General features: G+C 59.2%; 13 protein-coding genes and 3 tRNA genes. 11 read left to right on the top strand and 5 right to left on the bottom strand.

Features of this window, described 5'->3' with window-relative positions; all coding sequences use genetic code 11:
* Nucleotides 1–106: 106 nt before the first annotated feature.
* The 4 genes from clpB to AAGW23_RS18725 all read left to right on the top strand — a co-directional run bounded on the left by clpB (nucleotide 107) and on the right by AAGW23_RS18725 (nucleotide 3,119).
* On the top strand, nucleotides 107–2,671 hold the full coding sequence (gene clpB, locus AAGW23_RS18740; RefSeq protein ID WP_342407819.1) for an ATP-dependent chaperone ClpB: 2,565 nt from the start codon (nucleotides 107–109) through the stop codon (nucleotides 2,669–2,671).
* A 205-nt stretch (nucleotides 2,672–2,876) separates the two neighbouring features.
* Nucleotides 2,877–2,952, top strand: a tRNA-Asn gene (locus AAGW23_RS18735).
* A gap of 9 nt (nucleotides 2,953–2,961) precedes the next feature.
* A tRNA-Pro gene (locus AAGW23_RS18730) sits at nucleotides 2,962–3,038 on the top strand.
* Nucleotides 3,039–3,043: 5 nt separating this feature from the next.
* Nucleotides 3,044–3,119 (top strand) — tRNA-Lys (locus tag AAGW23_RS18725).
* Nucleotides 3,120–3,283: 164 nt separating this feature from the next.
* Here the strand turns inward: AAGW23_RS18725 and AAGW23_RS18720 are convergent.
* The 3 genes from AAGW23_RS18720 to AAGW23_RS18710 all read right to left on the bottom strand — a co-directional run bounded on the left by AAGW23_RS18720 (nucleotide 3,284) and on the right by AAGW23_RS18710 (nucleotide 7,250).
* A complete protein-coding gene (locus tag AAGW23_RS18720; protein WP_342407818.1) occupies nucleotides 3,284–4,579 on the bottom strand; it encodes an NAD(P)/FAD-dependent oxidoreductase in 1,296 nt (431 codons plus the stop codon).
* A 60-nt stretch (nucleotides 4,580–4,639) separates the two neighbouring features.
* Nucleotides 4,640–4,813 (bottom strand): DUF3094 family protein, encoded by a 174-nt coding sequence (locus AAGW23_RS18715; RefSeq protein ID WP_148925194.1) that lies wholly within the window; start codon nucleotides 4,811–4,813, stop codon nucleotides 4,640–4,642.
* Between the two features lie 151 nt (nucleotides 4,814–4,964).
* A complete protein-coding gene (locus AAGW23_RS18710; RefSeq protein WP_342407817.1) occupies nucleotides 4,965–7,250 on the bottom strand; it encodes a DUF1631 domain-containing protein in 2,286 nt (761 codons plus the stop codon).
* A 328-nt stretch (nucleotides 7,251–7,578) separates the two neighbouring features.
* On the opposite strand from AAGW23_RS18710, the gene nadC reads away from it, so the two are divergent.
* Nucleotides 7,579–8,427, top strand: a complete 849-nt coding sequence (gene nadC, locus AAGW23_RS18705; protein ID WP_342407816.1) for a carboxylating nicotinate-nucleotide diphosphorylase — start codon at nucleotides 7,579–7,581, stop codon at nucleotides 8,425–8,427.
* Between the two features lie 37 nt (nucleotides 8,428–8,464).
* Here nadC and AAGW23_RS18700 read toward each other — a convergent pair whose 3' ends face one another.
* Entirely contained in the window at nucleotides 8,465–8,896 is a 432-nt protein-coding gene (locus AAGW23_RS18700) for a YhcB family protein (RefSeq protein ID WP_342407815.1), read from the bottom strand.
* 201 nt (nucleotides 8,897–9,097) lie between these two features.
* Here AAGW23_RS18700 and AAGW23_RS18695 point away from each other — a divergent pair, with 201 nt between their 5' ends.
* The 3 genes from AAGW23_RS18695 (at nucleotide 9,098) to zapE (ending at nucleotide 12,417) form a co-directional block, all read left to right on the top strand.
* Entirely contained in the window at nucleotides 9,098–9,772 is a 675-nt protein-coding gene (locus AAGW23_RS18695; RefSeq protein WP_342407814.1) for an alpha/beta hydrolase, read from the top strand.
* Between the two features lie 37 nt (nucleotides 9,773–9,809).
* Nucleotides 9,810–11,168: a tryptophan--tRNA ligase gene (locus AAGW23_RS18690; RefSeq protein ID WP_342407813.1), complete on the top strand. Its 1,359-nt coding sequence runs from the start codon at nucleotides 9,810–9,812 to the stop codon at nucleotides 11,166–11,168.
* Nucleotides 11,169–11,322: 154 nt separating this feature from the next.
* Entirely contained in the window at nucleotides 11,323–12,417 is a 1,095-nt protein-coding gene (gene zapE / locus AAGW23_RS18685; RefSeq protein WP_342407812.1) for a cell division protein ZapE, read from the top strand.
* 64 nt (nucleotides 12,418–12,481) lie between these two features.
* Here zapE and AAGW23_RS18680 read toward each other — a convergent pair whose 3' ends face one another.
* Complete coding sequence (locus AAGW23_RS18680) at nucleotides 12,482–13,474, bottom strand: GlxA family transcriptional regulator (protein ID WP_342407811.1); 993 nt, start codon at nucleotides 13,472–13,474, stop codon at nucleotides 12,482–12,484.
* A gap of 164 nt (nucleotides 13,475–13,638) precedes the next feature.
* Here AAGW23_RS18680 and nfi point away from each other — a divergent pair, with 164 nt between their 5' ends.
* The 3 genes from nfi to ampE all read left to right on the top strand — a co-directional run bounded on the left by nfi (nucleotide 13,639) and on the right by ampE (nucleotide 15,847).
* Entirely contained in the window at nucleotides 13,639–14,349 is a 711-nt protein-coding gene (gene nfi, locus AAGW23_RS18675) for a deoxyribonuclease V (RefSeq protein WP_342407810.1), read from the top strand.
* Nucleotides 14,350–14,434: 85 nt separating this feature from the next.
* Nucleotides 14,435–14,986 (top strand): 1,6-anhydro-N-acetylmuramyl-L-alanine amidase AmpD, encoded by a 552-nt coding sequence (gene ampD, locus AAGW23_RS18670; RefSeq protein ID WP_342407809.1) that lies wholly within the window; start codon nucleotides 14,435–14,437, stop codon nucleotides 14,984–14,986.
* Between the two features lie 24 nt (nucleotides 14,987–15,010).
* Nucleotides 15,011–15,847, top strand: coding sequence for a regulatory signaling modulator protein AmpE (gene ampE, locus AAGW23_RS18665; protein ID WP_342407808.1), 837 nt, complete (start codon nucleotides 15,011–15,013; stop codon nucleotides 15,845–15,847).
* The last annotated feature ends 140 nt before the right edge of the window (nucleotides 15,848–15,987 follow it).

The following is a 15,987-nucleotide window of genomic DNA, read 5'->3' as shown; positions in this document are numbered from 1 at the left end:
TGCGGCTTGAATCTCCAACAATCAGCCTTATCTAAGGTTCATCTCGCAGGCTTTCGTTCGGAGTGCGTTTTAGTGCACGGCCTGCTTTACCTAGAAAGGTGATTACATGCGTATCGATCGTTTGACCAGCAAGCTTCAACTTGCCCTTTCCGATGCCCAATCCATTGCCGTTGGCTTTGACCACTCGTCCATTGAGCCCTTGCATCTGATGCAGGCGCTGCTCGAGCAACAGGGCGGTTCGATCAAGCCACTGCTGATGCAGGTGGGTTTCGACATCAATGGATTGCGCCAGGCATTGACCAAGGAGCTCGATCAGCTGCCGAAGCTGCAAAATCCGACCGGAGACATGAACATGTCTCAGGACTTGGCGCGCCTGTTAAACCAGGCCGACCGCCTTGCACAGCAGAAGGGTGACCAATACATCTCCAGCGAGCTGGTGTTGCTCGCTGCGCTGGAGGGTAGCACCCGGCTGGGCAAGCTATTGCTCGAGCAGGGCGTCAGCAAAAAGGCTCTGGAAAACGCGATCAGCAACTTGAGAGGTGGCGAGGCCGTCAATGACCCGAACGCCGAAGAGTCCCGGCAGGCCTTGGACAAGTACACCGTGGACATGACCAAGCGTGCCGAGGACGGCAAGCTCGACCCGGTGATCGGCCGCGATGATGAAATTCGCCGGACCATCCAAGTGCTGCAGCGGCGCACCAAGAACAACCCGGTGCTGATTGGCGAGCCGGGCGTGGGCAAGACCGCCATCGTTGAGGGGTTGGCGCAGCGTATCGTTAATGGCGAGGTGCCAGACGGCCTCAAGGATAAGCGCTTGCTCGCACTGGACATGGGCTCACTTATCGCGGGGGCCAAATTCCGCGGCGAGTTCGAAGAGCGGCTGAAGGCAGTCCTCAACGAGCTCGGCAAACAGGAAGGTCGCGTCATTCTGTTTATTGACGAGCTGCACACCATGGTTGGTGCCGGCAAGGCGGAAGGCGCGATGGATGCCGGCAACATGCTCAAGCCTGCGCTTGCGCGTGGTGAGCTGCATTGCGTTGGGGCAACCACTCTTGATGAGTACCGCCAGTACATTGAGAAGGATGCCGCTTTAGAGCGTCGTTTTCAGCGTGTGCAAGTCGATGAGCCGAGCGAGGAGGACACCATCGCCATTCTGCGTGGCTTGAAAGAGCGCTACGAGGTGCACCATGGCGTGTCTATCACCGACGGCGCGATCATTGCGGCAGCGAAGCTGTCGCACCGCTACATCACCGACCGCCAACTGCCGGACAAAGCCATCGATCTCATTGACGAAGCGGCCAGCCGAATCCGCATGGAGATCGACTCCAAACCAGAGGAGCTTGATCGTCTTGATCGGCGTCTGATCCAGCTGAAGATCGAGCGCGAAGCGCTGAAGAACGAGGACGACGAAGCCACCAAGAAGCGTCTGGCCAAGCTCGACGAGGAAATCGTCAAGCTGGAGCGCGAATACGCGGATCTGGAGGAAATCTGGAAGTCTGAAAAGGCCGAAGTGCAGGGCTCAGCCCAAATGCAGCAGAAGATCGAGCAGGCTAAGGCCGATCTGGAAGCTGCGCGACGCAAGGGCGACCTGGCGCGTATGGCTGAATTGCAATACGGCGTTATCCCCGATCTCGAACGCAGTTTGCAGATGGTTGATCAGCACGGCAAGACCGAGAACCAGCTGCTGCGTAACAAGGTAACTGATGAGGAGATCGCCGAAGTCGTCTCGAAGTGGACGGGTATCCCGGTGTCGAAAATGCTTGAAGGGGAGCGCGAAAAACTGCTGAAGATGGAAGACCTGCTGCATCAGCGCGTGATTGGGCAGCACGAGGCGGTTGTATCGGTGGCCAATGCGGTTCGCCGCTCGCGGGCCGGTTTGGCCGACCCGAATCGTCCGAGCGGCTCCTTCCTGTTCCTTGGCCCGACTGGGGTAGGCAAGACTGAGCTGTGCAAGGCCTTGGCCGAGTTCCTCTTCGACACTGAAGAGGCGATGATCCGCATAGATATGTCGGAATTCATGGAGAAGCACTCGGTTGCGCGCCTGATCGGAGCCCCGCCGGGCTATGTAGGTTATGAAGAAGGTGGCTATCTGACTGAGGCTGTGCGTCGTAAACCCTATTCGGTTGTTCTGCTCGATGAGGTCGAGAAGGCGCATCCTGATGTCTTCAATATTCTGCTGCAGGTTCTGGAAGATGGTCGTCTGACCGACAGCCATGGGCGAACCGTGGATTTTCGCAACACCGTGATCGTAATGACCTCAAACCTTGGATCTACCCAGATCCAAGAGCTGGTAGGCGATCCTGATGCGCAGCGTGCCGCTGTAATGGACGCTGTGAGCCATCACTTCCGGCCAGAGTTCATCAACCGTATCGACGAGGTGGTGGTCTTCGATCCGCTCGCCCGCGATCAGATCGCTGGAATCGCTCGCATCCAGCTAAGCCGACTGCGGCAGCGCTTGGCAGAGCGGGAACTGAGTCTGGAGCTGAGTGACGAGGCGTTGGATAAGCTGGTCGCGGTGGGTTACGACCCGGTCTACGGTGCTCGGCCATTGAAACGAGCCATTCAGCGCTGGATCGAGAATCCGCTGGCGCAGCAGATTCTGTCTGGCACCTTCGAGCCTGGCACAAACATCTCAGCGAAGGTGCAGGGTGACGAGATCGTCTTCGGCTGATTTGAGGGGCGCTGGCGCCGTTCTGTCGAGCGGTGCCGGCAGTTCCAATGCCGGCTGAGCGAGGTAGTACCACCGCATCGTGCAAATCATTGTAGTAAATCGCATTTTTTCTGTTGACAGGCGCGTCGAGAACCGTAAAATGGCGCGCCTCTGAGGGGGGAAAGCAAGCGGTAACGCGGACCACCTGAAGAGCTGGAAATGAAGTTCCGCGATAGCTCAGTCGGTAGAGCAAATGACTGTTAATCATTGGGTCCCAGGTTCGAGTCCTGGTCGCGGAGCCAAAATCCAATCGGGGTATAGCGCAGTCCGGTAGCGCGCCTGCTTTGGGAGCAGGATGTCGGGAGTTCGAATCCCCCTACCCCGACCATTTTTGGGTCGTTAGCTCAGTTGGTAGAGCAGTTGGCTTTTAACCAATTGGTCGTAGGTTCGAATCCCACACGACCCACCAAAACCGCCTCGCAAGGGGCGTAAGAAACCGGGAGATCCGAAAGGGTCTCCCGGTTTTTTTTGCGCTGAAGTTTATTAGCGCTTTTTTTTCGCTCGTCTCGCTAAAATCTGTTCTTCGGGTCAGCGCCTCTCATGGTGAGTTGGCGCTGGCACTGTTTGTGGCAGTTAATGCAACTTGAGGCGTGGCACTGTGCTGGTGCTGAGTTTGTCCCCGATCATCATCAGGCCGGTACGAGCGACGCCGTACAGTGCGATCTGGTGCATCCGATACAGGGACACGTAGAACATCCGTGCTAGCCAGCCCTCCAGCATCACGTTGCCGGTGAGATTGCCCATCAGGTTGCCCACGGCCGAGAAACTCGACAGTGAGATGAGCGAGCCGTAATCGCGATAGCGGTAAGTGGGCAGGCTCTTGCCCTCAAGCCGGCGGGCGATTGATTTGGCGAGCAGTGACGCTTGCTGGTGCGCCGCCTGCGCTCGCGGGGGGACGTTTCGATCACTGTCCGGTTGCGGACATGCGGCGCAATCGCCGAAGGCGAAGATGTTCTCGTCCCGAGTGGTCTGCAGGGTTGCAAGCACCTGCAGCTGGTTGATCCTGTTGCTTTCCAGCCCGTCTATCTCTTTCAGAAAGCTTGGCGCTCGGATGCCAGCGGCCCAGACTTTCAACGTGGCTGGGACGAAGTTGCCATCCTTGGTGTGCAGTCCTTCATCGGTCACTTCACTCACTGCGGCGTCAGTCAGTACCGTAACGCCCAGGTTTCTCAGCGTCTGGTGCACTGGCTGGCTAATCCGTTCCGGCAGCGCCGGCAGCACTCGGTGCCCTGCTTCAATAAGCGTGATATGTACGTTCTCGGGCTTGATGCCATTCAGCCCGTAGGCAGCGAGCTCACGCGCGGCGTGGTGAAGCTCGGCGGCAAGCTCGACGCCAGTTGCGCCAGCGCCAACGATAGCCATGTTGATCGTGCCCTGGTGGCCTTCGCTAGCGTGGGCGCGCATGTAGTGGCTCAGCAGTAGGCGGTGGAATCGCTCAGCTTGTTCGCGAGTGTCGAGAAAGATGCAATGTTCGGCGGCGCCCTTGGTGCCGAAATCGTTGGTCGTGCTGCCAACTGCGATTACGAGCGTGTCGTAGCTCAGTGTGCGGGCCGGCACCAGTTCAACCCCGTGGTCGTCGAACGAGGCGGCAAGGTGAACGCATTTGCGCTCACGCTCCAAGCCGCTCATGCGGCCCATCTGGAACTCGAAATGGTTCCACTTCGCCTGCGCCACATAGTTGAGCTCGTCAGCCGACGAATTCAGCGAGCCGGCGGCCACTTCATGCAGCAAAGGTTTCCAGATATGGGTCAGGTTGGCGTCGATCAGTGTAATGCGGGCCTTGCCACGCTTGCCCAGTGTTCTACCCAATCGGGTGGCAAGCTCCAGGCCGCCGGCGCCGCCGCCGACGATTACGATGCGATGTGTCATGGAATGAACTCATAAGGCTTTGTGGGATTCGGTTTGGCGCCTTGGTGGTAACCCTGTTAGTCACAGGACCAGGCGACTCAGGAGGCGGCTCAACAGGCCCAAGCCGAGCACCGTTACCAGAACCAGCACAAGGAGCAGCCAGGGGCGGAAAGGCCGGCGCTCGACTTGGTGCTGAGGTGCGTTGAGGTAGTGGTCAACGCGTTCCTGGTCTTCGGGTTTTAGGCGGCTGGGCATACGCACCTCGGAAGGGGATGCAGGCATTCTAGCGGCGCAAGGGCAAAAGCCAAGCGTGACGACGCTTGGGCGTTGGCTTTCGGTTGGCAAATGGGAGGGGCGGGGCGAGTTTCTGATTACAGCGCCGGGGCGGGGAGTAGCCTCCTCGACCCTAGCGACTGTTGTTTTTCAGGCTCCGAAGATTGCCGATCACCGACTCGAGGGCGCGATCAAATAGCAAGGCGTCGTTTAGCAGGCGTATGGCGCCACGGCGGAATTCTATCGCTAGGCCCGTGCGGGTCTTTTCCAGGACCTTCATTCCGGTTCGGTTGACGAAGATGTACTTGCCCGTGGGCTTGATCACCGCTGCAAGCTTGCAGCGGAGCTTGTGCTCCTCGTCTTCCTGGAACTCGACCCAGCTGCCGACTCTCAGGTTATCGACCTGAGTCAGTGCTTCGTCGTTATCGTCCAGGTCTATTTCCGGCTCATGTTGGCGGGTTTCGCCTGGGGCGAGGAGAACAATCTCCTCGTTGACCTCGATCATCACCTGGTTTGCCGCCTGATTGGCGGATTCTTCGCGAGGTGGCAGCACCAGCTTCTCGCCTGCGGAATCGCCTTGGTCGAGCGGTTCGGTGGCTGGTGCGGAATTGGTCGGCTGGTTCAGTTGCTGCAAGGTCTGCACATGCAGCGCTTCAAGACGCGTGAAAAAGTCGCTGGTGGAGAACGGGTCGAACGCCGCGCTGACCAGGCCTTCTCGAAGGTTCTTGAGCAGGCTTGGAACCAGCTCCAGCAGCTGTGCGCGCGATTCGAGGTCTTCGTGAGGGGCGACGCTCCAGATCAGATCATCCATGGTCGCCAGCGCGGCCTGCCACTGTTCCGACTGGGTGCCATGTTTCAGGCAGGTCAGTAGCAGAACCTTGCTCCACGCCTCTTGCAACAGACGAACAACCACTTCGGGTAGTGTTTTGCCAAGCAGACGCTGATTGAGCGCATGTTCAACCTCTTGGCGGGCCATTTCGGCCCTGGCACGACCTTCTTCGGCATCCCTGGTGCGCTGCTCGAGCAGTTCGCTCCGGCGTCGCTCGTCACCTGTGAAGGCGAGGAAATCGGCGAGCAGTTCGGAGAAAATGGCAGGGTCATCGACGAAATCGTTCAGTAGCCGAGCCACAATCTGCTCTATCTTCTGATACAGGCCTTCGCGTTGGACTTCGTCCTGATCGGCCCAGCCCATGGCGGCTGAGGCGATCTCGTTGAGCAGGCGGCGGGCTGGGTGACTGCCGCGGCTGAAGAAAGTCTTGTCCAGAACCGCTACTTTCAGTACCGGGATCTGCAGCCTTGCGATCAGGGCCTTGAGCGAGTCGGGAAGGGTGCGGTCGTCGAGGATGAACTCGAACAGCATCGATACGAGGTTTATAACATCCTCGTCGACTTCACCAACTACACGTGATTTGCCGCTCTTGGCACTGACGCGGTGTAGCAATTGCTCAAGCTGGCCTTGCAGGTCGAATTCATCGACCTGCTGCGGGGCACGTGACTGCAGGTGCGAGAGTAGCCGCATCAGGTCATTGCTGGAGATCGGGATGGCGTCGCTGGGCAGGTTGCGGGCTGGTAGCGCACTTCCGCGCAGTTCTGACAGCAAGACTTGCAGGTTTCCGAATGCTTCCTGCACGCCGCTGTCGGCGTAAGTGGGTGCTTCGCCCAGGCCCGTTCCGGGCCTCGAGGCGCTGTTTCCTGATGTGTTTGGGCGATTCGGCGAGCGGCGCGGCTGGGCTGATTGCAGCTCCGGCAAGACGTTAGCCGCGACCAGCACCTGATTGGATTCGGCATAAAGCTGCTCAAGGTCTGTCAGCACGTAGCGCTCGAACAGCTTGAGAATGATCAGTTTGACCTTGATCTCGACGCCCAGGCTTCGGCAGGCTTCGAGAAAGTATTCGCAGAGTTGCTGAGGACCCAGTGGATTGTTCTTGTCATCCAGCTTCTTGCTCACCAGCACATTGATACGGGTGGTGAGGTGGCTGAGTGACTGGCTGGTGCGGCTCATCACCTTGGCAACCATGGTGTCGATCGCAACCGATTCTTCCAGTTCGTCGTTCTGCACCAGTGCCAGGTTTTCGAAGGATGCTTCTGGCTCCGCCGGCTTGCCGATCTCGTATTGGTTGAGTTTGGAGAAAGACTCGAAAACCTGCTGCAGAAAGCTGCGCTCGATGCCGCGGCGCTTCATACGCAGGTCCCGCATCGCTTCAAAGAAGGCGTTCTGTTCGGCGTTGCTCGTAGCGCGGTCCGCTATCTCGAAAAGCGAGTCGTCGGCATTGTCAAATAACGTCTGCAGCGCCAGACGCAGTTGCTGAGCGGCTTTGTCGCGCACACTGATGAGTGCGACGGGCAATCTGCCTGCCGCTGAGGTCTGCTTTTGCTCAGGGGCAGCCTTGAGGTGCACCACTTTCGCATCAGTTCGCATTGGAACGCTCCGGTCGCCTGCTTTCAAGGCGCTCAACAACACTTATCAGGCCGCTGATAGTGAATAGCGGGCAACGGCTAGTAAAGTAGTGGCATATAGCCATTTCCATGGCGCCAATCTACCGTCTGATTATAGGCTTCTTATTCGGCAATGAATTCCGAGTTTGTCTTGGACATGATGCAGCTCACAGATGCTCATCGAAATCCTCTGAACTGCAAGAATCCCTGAAAATTATAAGGGTAAATCCATGTTTTGCTGAGACGTTCCCCTTCCGCTGCGGCAGGTCGAAGCTCGCCGTATACTTTCGCCAATTTCATGGGAGCTCTTCGTGACCAATCTCACTCTTGCGGATATTTCCGCCGAAATCGAATCCAACGTCCGCCGCGCACTGGTTGAAGACGTTGGCACCGGTGACATCACTGCACAGTTGATTCCCGCCGAGCGTCTTGCTCAGGCAAAGATCATCACTCGAGAGGCGGCCGTTATCAGTGGCACTGCCTGGGTCGATGCCGTGTTCCGTCAACTGGACCCGCGAGTAGCCGTACATTGGCGCGTGGCCGATGGTGAGAGGGTAGACGCAGATCGCGTGCTGTTTCATCTGGAGGGGCCTGCACGAGCCCTTCTCAGCGGCGAGCGTGCAGCGCTGAATTTTTTGCAGACGCTATCAGGAGTCGCGACCCGTTGCCGACAGTATGCCGACCTGGTCGAAGGCACCGGCGTGCGGTTGCTCGACACGCGCAAGACTATTCCCGGGCTGCGTATGGCGCAGAAGTACGCCGTGACCTGTGGCGGCTGCCATAACCATCGGATCGGCCTGTACGACGCTTTTCTGATCAAGGAAAACCACATCGCTGCCTGCGGCGGAATAGCTGAAGCCGTTGCGGCGGCGCATCGCATTGCTCCGGGAAAACCTGTTGAAGTCGAAGTGGAGAGCCTGGACGAGCTGGAGCAGGCGCTCCGTGCAGGAGCTGACGTCGTGATGCTCGATGAGCTGAATCTGGCTGATATGCGCACCGCGGTAGGCATAACAGCGGGGCGGGCAAAGCTGGAGGCGTCAGGAGGAATTGATGACGGCACACTGCGTGCGATAGCCGAGACCGGTGTGGACTATATTTCCATCGGTGCGTTAACCAAGCATGTGCGGGCGGTTGACCTGTCCATGCGTCTGACGCAGTAGTGCATAACGAGGCGGCACTGAGTGCCGCCGGTCAGGCTTAGTGTTTGCTTTTCAAACCGAAATTTTCATGCAGCGTGCCAGGTACATCTGCGTCTTTGGGCGCATAGTCCTTCGGCGGCTCGGTGAATGTCGGTGAACTGAGACGCTCGCGATGGCTGTGGTTTTCCTCGCTGTGCAGCGCCGCGAGCAAGCGCTGGCGAGTCTGCTCGTCGAGCGCCAACTTTTCCGCACCTTCGGATAAGTGGTCCTGCATGTCCTGATAGCTGTTGGTCAGCTTGCGCAACAAGCTGGCCGTGGTGTTGAAATGGGTGACCACTTCGCTTTGATAGGTATCCAACCGCTCCTGCAGTTCGTCCACCTGACGTTGCGTGCTATTTGGTGCGCTGTTTCGCGCAATCAGGTAACCAATGACGATGCCGACGATCACGCCGACGATCGGGAGCAACCAGGTCGCGAAGGTCTGTTCCACGAATACTTCCTCTATAAAAAACGGCTGTGCTGTTCAGCGGCGAAACCTTGCGCTGGCGGTCGGGCAGGGCGACTGTCGGACCAGGATGCAACTGCTGTGCGCGGGCTGCACCGCCTGATGCGGTGGTTTTTCCACGGCTTGATACGTTAACGTCTCGTTCCAGCCCTGTATACCGCAACACGATATGCGATCACCACCCAGGTGCAAGCAAGACGAGCCAATAAGCCCCAAGGTCACGGAGTTACCCTGTTGAAACGCGAAAACCCCATTTCCATCGAGGGACCGGCCGGCGTGCTGGAAGGACTGTATTTTGATCAGCCCGAAGCATGCGGACTGGCGTTGATCTGTCATCCCAATCCGGTCAAGGGCGGGACCATGCTGAACAAAGTGGTCTCGACCTTGCAGCGCACCGCCCGCGATGCCGGCTATGCAACGCTGCGTTTCAACTTTCGCGGTGTCGGTGGCAGCGCCGGCAGCCACGACATGAACATGGGCGAGGTTGAAGACGCCGAAGCCGCCTTGGTCTGGCTGCGGTCTCAGTATCCCGAGCTGCCGCTTACCCTGCTGGGCTTCTCTTTTGGAGGCTTCGTTGCGGCTGCGTTGGCCGGCCGTATCGAGGCGCGTGGCGAGTCGCTAGAGCGACTTTTCATGGTGGCGCCCGCTGTATCGCGGCTGTCAAACCTGCCACTGGCCGAACGGTGTGCACTGACCATCATCCAGCCCGACGATGATGAAGTGATCGACCCAGCTACGGTGCATGCGTTCTCAGCCGAGCTTCAGCGCCCCCACGAGTTGTTGAAAGTGGCAGAATGCGGGCACTTTTTCCACGGCAAGCTGGTGGAACTCAAGGACCTGGTTGCGCCGCGGCTGTGCTGATTCCGGCTTGGCCGCGCTGACTGATCGAGAAGACCGAATGAAAACCCGAATCCTCACCGGTATCACTACCACGGGCACACCACACCTGGGCAACTATGCTGGCGCCATCCGGCCGGCCATCGTGGCCAGCCGCGAAGCCAATGCCGACTCCTTCTATTTCCTGGCGGACTACCATGCGCTGATCAAGTGTGACGATCCGCAACGGATCCAGCAGTCGCGTCTTGAGATCGCAGCCACCTGGCTGGCGAGTGGGCTGGATGCGGAGCGCGTAACCTTCTATCGCCAGTCGGACATCCCCGAGATTCCCGAGCTGACCTGGCTGCTGACCTGCGTCGCCGGCAAGGGCCTTTTGAACCGGGCGCACGCCTATAAGGCATCGGTAGACAAGAATGTCGAGAAGGGTGAAGACCCGGACGCCGGGATCACCATGGGGTTGTTCAGCTACCCGGTGCTGATGGCCGCCGACATCCTCATGTTTAACGCGCACAAGGTCCCGGTCGGTCGCGATCAGATTCAGCACGTGGAAATGGCTCGAGATATTGGTCAGCGATTCAACCACCTGTTTGGCAACGGCAAGGAGCTGTTCACCGCGCCCGAGGCGCTGATCGAAGAAAGCGTCGCGACCCTGCCCGGCCTCGATGGCCGCAAGATGTCGAAGAGCTATGACAACACCATCCCGTTGTTTGGCAGCGCCAAGCAGCTGAAAAGCACCATCGCTCGGATCGTTACCGACTCCCGGCTGCCAGGCGAGCCAAAGGATCCGGACGACTCTCACCTCTTTACGCTTTACCAGGCGTTCGCCACCCCGGCTCAGCTGGCCGAGTTCCGTGCCCAATTGCTGGACGGGCTTGCCTGGGGCGAAGCCAAGCAGCGGCTGTTCGAACTGCTGGATAACGAGTTGAGCGGGGCCCGTGAGCGTTACCACGCGCTGATGGCGCGTCCTGGCGACCTGGAAGACATACTCCAGGCTGGCGCTGCCAAGGCGCGCAAGGTGGCGACGCCGTTCCTCGGGGAATTGCGCGAGGCGGTAGGGCTGCGTAATTTCCGCAGCGATGTGACAAGTGCCGCGCCGGCAAAGAAGAAAAGTGGCAAAACTGCGCGCTTCGCCAGCTTCCGCGAGAGCGACGGCAGCTTCCGTTTCCGCTTCTTCGCCGCGGATGGTGAGGAGCTGCTGCTGTCCCGCGGATTCAGCGATCCCAAGGCGATCGGCGTCGTCACCCAGCGCCTGGTTGCGCAAGGTGTAGACGCGCTGGAACTCCGTGCCGATGAAGACGATCAATTTAGCTTGTGGCTCGACGGCGAATGCCTTGCCGACAGCCCGAGCTACCCCGATGAGCAGTCGCTGGAGGCAGCCATGCTGCGCCTGCGCCAGGCGTTGGCAACATTGATAGCCTAATTGCCGGCAGTTACGCCGACCGCTCGCCGGACGGCCGGATGCAGCCGGTACCCCGTTTTTACTCGAGGCTCAGCGCTTGAACGATCTGCGTAAATTGCCAACCACCGAGGGCGCGGCTAAAGTGTCGGCCCCGTTTCACTACCCAGACCCCGCCATGACCCCTCTTGAGCGCTATCAGGCAGACCTGAAACGTCCCGACTTCTTCCATGATGCAGCCCAGGAAACTGCGGTCCGTCATCTGCAGCGTCTATACGACGATCTGGTCGCAGACGACCGCACGAAGACCGGGCTGATGGGCAAGCTGTTCGGCAAAAAGCACCAGGAACCTGTGAAAGGCCTGTATTTCTGGGGCGGTGTTGGCCGCGGCAAGACCTATCTGGTCGACACCTTCTTCGATGCGCTGCCATTCGAACAGAAGACCCGTACGCACTTTCACCGCTTCATGAAGCGCGTGCACGAAGAGATGCGCACACTCAAAGGTGAGAAGAACCCGCTGACCATCATCGGCAAGCGCTTCGCTGACGAGTCGCGGGTCATCTGCTTCGACGAATTCTTTGTCTCGGACATCACTGACGCGATGATTCTCGCGACACTGCTTGAAGAACTGTTCAAGAACGGTGTCAGCCTGGTCGCGACGTCCAACATCGTGCCAGACGGTCTCTACAAGGATGGTCTGCAGCGTGCGCGCTTCCTGCCAGCGATCGAGCTGCTGAAAAAGCACACCGAGATCGTCAACGTCGACAGCGGCATCGACTATCGTCTGCGCGCGCTGGAGCAGGCTGAGCTCTATCACTTCCCGCTCGACGATGAAGCCGAGCAGAGCCTGGAGAAGAGCTTCCGCAGCCTGTTGCCTGAGCAGTGCCGCATTCAGGAAAACGAAGCGCTGATGATCGAGAACCGCGAAATCGTCGCGCGTAAGGTTGCCAGCGGCGTGGCCTGGTTCGAGTTCCGCGAGCTTTGCGACGGCCCGCGAAGCCAGAACGACTACATCGAACTGGGCAAGATCTTCGATGCGGTGCTGGTTTCCAATATCGAGCGGATGGATGTCTCCAAGGACGACATGGCTCGCCGCTTCATCAACATGGTGGACGAGTTCTACGACCGCAACGTCAAGTTGATCCTCTCCGCCGAGGTCGAGCTCAAGGATTTGTATGCCGGCGGGCGCCTGGAGTTCGAGTTCCAGCGCACCCTGAGCCGCCTGCTGGAAATGCAATCGCACGAATACCTGGCGCGCCCTCATAAGCCGTGATCTCGTCAGGCGACAGGAACGGCAAGTCTGCGCCCTGGCGTGACTTGCCGTTTGTGTTTATGGCTCAGGCGATCTTGTGGCGGTACTGCTGCCGATACTGATTTGGTGACAGTTCGGTGTGCTGGCGGAACAGTCGGGCAAAGAAGCTTGCATCGTCGTAACCCACTTCGTAGCTGATGGTCTTGATGCTCTTGCGGGTGGTGGAGAGCAGGGTCTTTGCCGTTTCGATCCGCAAGCGCTGAAGGTAGTGAAGTGGCTTGTCGCCAGTCGCCGTCTGGAACCGTCGCATGAAGTTGCGAATGCTCATGCCGTGATCACGTGCCACGTCTTCGAAGCGAAATTTCTCCGCGAAGTGCTCCTCAAGCCATTCCTGGATCTGCAGAACGCGGGTATCCAGGTGCAGCTTCTGTCCGCCAAAACCGATTCTGCCCGGATTGTAGCTGCGCCGTACTTCGAACAGGATGTCGCGCGCCATGCCCTGAGCGATATGCGCCCCGCAAAAGCGCTCGACCAGATGGATATACAGGTCGCAGGCCGAGGTGGTGCCACCCGCACAGTAAAGGTTGTCGCTGTCGGTCAGGTGCTTTTCCTGGGTAAATAGCACGCGCGGAAAGCGTTCCACAAATTCCTGAGCGAAGCGCCAGTGAGTGGTGCTTTCGCGGCCGTCGAGCAACCCCGCCGCAGCCATCCAGAAGGCCCCGCTGGCTTCTCCGCAGATAGCGCTGCCCGCCGCATGCCGCTCCTGTAACCATTGCGACACTTGTGGATAGCGTTGGCTGATGGCATCGAAGTCGCCCCAGAACGCTGGCAGAATCACGGCGTCTGCGTCATCCAGTGCGCCGTCCACCTCAATGCGTGGCCCACTGAATGTATTGACCGCGAGACCGTCCGGGCTGACCAGTGAGGTCTCGAAGGCGGGGGTGAGGTCGAGTCCCAACTGCTTGCCGTAGCGCAGGCTGGCCATGTGGAAGAAGTCTTTGGCATGCAGCAGGGTGGATGCGAACACGCCGTCTGTAGCCAGAATGCTGATGCGTTTCAGGGGGTGGTCGTTGAGCATGCGAGATCAGGCTGTTCCATTGTTATTGTTCGGGATGAAAGCAGGGTAAAACTGCCGCAGTCCGGCGGGAGCGTCTTATTTTTTCGCCTGACTGTCCAGTCCCAAGGGCGGGTCATGGAACCGTACCTACGGTTGACCGTCTGAACACGCAAAAGAGGGCCACCATGACTGCACACACATTGCCGACACCTGCTGAATTTTGCGGCTGGGGTGGGAGCACCGCTGCTGCGCGCGAGATTCAGCATCAGTTGGCCGAGAAGGTTGTTTTGACCGATGACTTCGGTCTGTTAAAGGTGGTCGCCGGCGTCGATGTCGGCTTCGAGGATGGCGGCAAGATTACCCGTGCCGCGGTGGTTCTTCTCGATGCGGAGACCCTTGAGCCATTGGGCCACGCACTGGCAAGAATTCCGACTTGCATGCCCTACATTCCAGGGCTGCTGTCGTTTCGCGAACTGCCCGCCGTGCTGCAGGCGCTTGACTCCCTCGATCAGACTCCTGATCTGATCTTTTCCGATGGGCATGGCATCGCACATCCGCGAGGTCTTGGCATTGCGGCTCATCTGGGGGTGGTGACCGGCCTGCCGACCATCGGCGTGGCGAAAAAAATTCTCACCGGGTTTCATCAGCCACTCGGCGAGCAGCGCGGCCATCAGGTTGATCTGGTGGATAAAGCAGGAAAAGTGATCGGCACGGTTTTACGCAGCAAGGACAAGGTGCGCCCTCTGATCATTTCGCCGGGCAACCGGGTAAGCCTGGAAAGCGCGGCGCAATTGGTCATGCGTTACGTCACCCGTTATCGTCTGCCTGAGCCGACGCGCCTCGCCGATCGTCTGGCCTCGCGCCGTGATGAGAAGCGCGTGGCCGTCAGTAAGTGATAGTTCCGGAATAGCCTGGCCGCTTGCAGCAGGGCGGCTGCAGGCGCTAGCCTGCAGGCCTTCCGTTCAGCCAGGTTTCGCCGCGATGCAGTTGGATCATGCGACAGGATGGTGCCGAGGCATTCGCCATTGCCCTTCGCCCAACTTCAACCTGCGTCCGGACGGCGAGATTTCGCTGCTGGTCATTCACAACATCAGTCTGCCACCGGGCCAGTTCGGAACCGGAAAGGTTCAGCAATTCTTCCAGAACTGTCTGCCCTGTGATGAGCACCCCTTCTTCGAAGAAATAGCGAACCTGCGGGTGTCAGCGCACTTCCTGATCGAACGTGACGGCGCGATTACCCAATTCGTCTCCTGCCTTGATCGCGCGTGGCACGCCGGTGTGTCGTGCTTCGGTGATCGGCAAAGCTGTAACGATTTTTCCCTTGGCATCGAGCTGGAGGGCACTGACGAAATGCCATTCAGCGAAGCCCAGTACGACAGCCTGACTTCTCTGTGTCGTCTGCTTCAGCAAGCCTATCCGGCCATCACGCCGGAGCGGGTCTGTGGCCATAGCGATATCGCGCCGGGTCGCAAGACCGACCCCGGCCCCGCATTTGACTGGCAGCGTTTGCGCACCGCTTCGATCGTAGCGTGAGACTGCCCTGACAGGATTCGACAGATGATTTTTCTCGTGGTGTTCTTGGCGCTGGTCATCGATAAGCTCACCGATTGGCGGCGTGTGGTACAGGACGACGGCCCTTGGCTGCGCCTGCTGGCGCGCGTCGATGGCGGTGCGGGAACGGCTTATGGACCATGGCTGAGTCTGTTCTTCCTGGTGCTGCTGCCGGTGCTGTTGCTCGGCATGCTGTTGCTGGCGCTAGAGCCGCTGGCCTATGGCTGGCTAAGCCTGCCTTTGCATTTGCTGGTGTTGCTCTACAGCCTGGGTCGCGGCCAGGGCAAACGCGAGCTCGGGCCGTTCCGCGATGCCTGGCGTCGTGGCGATGACGAAGCCGCAGCACTGGTCGCCGAACGTGATTTGGGGCTCAGTGCGACGGATGCACCGGGCCTGCTGCGTGCCGTGGAAGCACAGCTGCTCTGGCGCAGCCATCAAGGCTTTTTTGCGGTGATCTTCTGGTACGTGTTGCTTGGACCCGTCGCGGCGCTCGCCTATCGGCTGCTGGCGTTGACCATTGATCACGCCAAGTCCGAGGCCGTATGCGAGCGGGCGAGCCAGTTCAGGCATGCCTTCGACTGGCTGCCGGTGCGGGTTCTGCTCGCCAGTTTCGGCTTGGTCGGAAATTTCGTCGCCGCCAATCGCGCCATGCTTGAGGACTTGTTGAACTGGGGCGTGCCTGCGCCACAGTTACTGGCCAAGGTCGGTCCCGTGGCGGCCGACCTGGAAGGGGCTTACGCGGGGCAGGCGGGCATCCTGAGGCTCGACAGCCTTGCCGCCTTGCTGGTGCGTGCTCGCATCCTCTGGTATGCGGCAATCGCGCTATGGATTCTCTTTCTCTAACGCGTCGATAACGCCCAGCGTGAGCTGCGGACGCCCTGCATAAGTGCGGTGGATATGCCGGAATCGGCGTGTCTTCTGCCAGTTGTAGGGGTGTCACTCTGCTATTACCTTAAGTTACACAAGCCCCGTCCGATATCCCG

This window comes from Stutzerimonas chloritidismutans, from assembly GCF_038562055.1.
GTDB lineage: Bacteria > Pseudomonadota > Gammaproteobacteria > Pseudomonadales > Pseudomonadaceae > Stutzerimonas > Stutzerimonas chloritidismutans_A.
Note: the sequence above shows the minus strand (reverse complement) of the source record. Positions and strands in the feature narration are given on the sequence as shown.

Excerpts from the sequence above, each read along its gene's own strand:
- AAGW23_RS18680 (WP_342407811.1), bottom strand. The coding sequence starts at position 13,474 with ATGCTCAACGACCACCCCCTGAAACGCATCAGCATTCTGGCTACAGAC.
- AAGW23_RS18690 (WP_342407813.1), top strand. The coding sequence starts at position 9,810 with ATGAAAACCCGAATCCTCACCGGTATCACTACCACGGGCACACCACAC.
- AAGW23_RS18720 (WP_342407818.1), bottom strand. The coding sequence starts at position 4,579 with ATGACACATCGCATCGTAATCGTCGGCGGCGGCGCCGGCGGCCTGGAG.
- AAGW23_RS18710 (WP_342407817.1), bottom strand. The coding sequence starts at position 7,250 with ATGCGAACTGATGCGAAAGTGGTGCACCTCAAGGCTGCCCCTGAGCAA.
- zapE (WP_342407812.1), top strand. The coding sequence starts at position 11,323 with ATGACCCCTCTTGAGCGCTATCAGGCAGACCTGAAACGTCCCGACTTC.
- clpB (WP_342407819.1), top strand. The coding sequence starts at position 107 with ATGCGTATCGATCGTTTGACCAGCAAGCTTCAACTTGCCCTTTCCGAT.
- nfi (WP_342407810.1), top strand. The coding sequence starts at position 13,639 with ATGACTGCACACACATTGCCGACACCTGCTGAATTTTGCGGCTGGGGT.
- ampE (WP_342407808.1), top strand. The coding sequence starts at position 15,011 with ATGATTTTTCTCGTGGTGTTCTTGGCGCTGGTCATCGATAAGCTCACC.
- ampD (WP_342407809.1), top strand. The coding sequence starts at position 14,435 with ATGCAGTTGGATCATGCGACAGGATGGTGCCGAGGCATTCGCCATTGC.
- AAGW23_RS18715 (WP_148925194.1), bottom strand. The coding sequence starts at position 4,813 with ATGCCCAGCCGCCTAAAACCCGAAGACCAGGAACGCGTTGACCACTAC.